General features: G+C 64.5%; 1 protein-coding gene. It reads left to right on the top strand.

Annotation, left to right across the window (positions count from 1 at the left end; all coding sequences use genetic code 11):
- Window positions 1–98 precede the first annotated feature (98 nt).
- Window positions 99–1,400: an integrase core domain-containing protein gene (locus ABD093_RS18285; protein WP_158541900.1), complete on the top strand. Its 1,302-nt coding sequence runs from the start codon at window positions 99–101 to the stop codon at window positions 1,398–1,400.
- Window positions 1,401–1,460 lie beyond the last annotated feature (60 nt).

The following is a 1,460-nucleotide window of genomic DNA, read 5'->3' as shown; positions in this document are numbered from 1 at the left end:
GGTGTTATGTCGCAGGACATCGGTGACAGTTCTGTATCAGGACATCGGTGACACTTCCGTGGCTCTTGGTGGTGACACTTCGCCGGTAAAAATGGGCGGTGAGCAGAAACGAGCCCGTCGATCCCACTGTCCGCCTGGCCATCTCGCGGTGGCCTGATGACGCGCCGCGTGGGTCGGTGAGCACGTTCTGCGTCGAGCACGGCATCTCGCGCAAGACGTTCTACGTCCTCCGTGCTCGCGCCCGCGTCGATGGGCCCGCGGCCGTGCTCGAGCCCCGCACCAAACGACCACATACCTCCCCGGGCCAGCTCGATGAAGAGGTCAAGGACCAGGCTGTTCAGGTCCGCGCCGCACTCGAAGCGTCTGGGCTGGATCACGGTCCGATCAGCGTCCACGACCGGATGAAAGCGATGGGACTTGAAGCGCCATCGATCGCGGCCCTGGCACGGATCTTCCGCGAACGAGGCGTGGCTCGACTGGAGCCGAGGAAGCGGCCTCGCGCGTCCTGGCGGCGGTTCGTCTATCCGGCACCGAACGCGTGCTGGCAGCTGGATGCGACCCAGTACGTCCTCACCAACGGCCGGACCTGCGTGATCTTCCAGCTCCAGGACGATCATTCGCGCCTCGCGGTCGCCTCTCACGTGGCGGGCAGCGAGACCGCTGAAGCAGCGATCGCGGTGTTCAACAAGGGCACCGCGCGTTGCGGAACTCCACAGCGTCTGCTCACCGACAACGGAGCCGCGCTGAACCCCACGCGCCGTGGGATGAAGGGCCAGCTCGTCATCCACGTGACCGCGCTGGGAGTCGAGGCGATCACCGGGAAGCCCTACAAGCCGACCACGCAGGGCAAGAACGAACGATTCCACCAGACCTTGTTCCGCTGGCTGGACAAGCAGCCCATCGCGGGAAGCATCGAAGAGCTCCAAGCACAGGTCGACGAGTTCGACGTCATCTATAACGAGCAACGCCCTCACCAGGGACTTCCCGGACGGATCACACCACGCCAAGCCTGGGACGCGACTGAGCCGGCACCGTCTCCCCGGCCTGTCGTGGAGCCCAGCCTGATCATCGAGTCCGTCGGGGACAGCAAGAAGCGTTCCCGGAAGCTCCCCCGGGAGCGGGTCATCCAGACCGGTGAACGAACACGGGTGGTGAACAACAACGGCACGATCACCCTCCACGGCGTCGCGTTCCAGGTCTCCTACCCTCATGCCCAGCAGGAAGTGCACGTCCTCGTCGAACAGGCCAGCGTCACGTTCGTCGACCTTCACGGCGAGATCCTGGCCGAGCACGCTTGGCCCCCGCTCGGCATCCGATACGCCTCCAAGCACACGGGTCAACGGAGCGGCAAACGCCGAGGCCGGCCACCGAAGAACCCCGAACCGTCACCGATGTCCTGAGACATCAACTGTCACCGATGTCCTGATACAGAACTGTCACCGAAGTCCTGAGACATCACA

It is taken from the genome of Brachybacterium tyrofermentans (assembly GCF_039526165.1).
GTDB lineage: Bacteria > Actinomycetota > Actinomycetes > Actinomycetales > Dermabacteraceae > Brachybacterium > Brachybacterium tyrofermentans.
The sequence above is the reverse complement of the archived record's forward strand: the minus strand, read 5'-3'. Positions and strand labels throughout refer to the sequence as shown.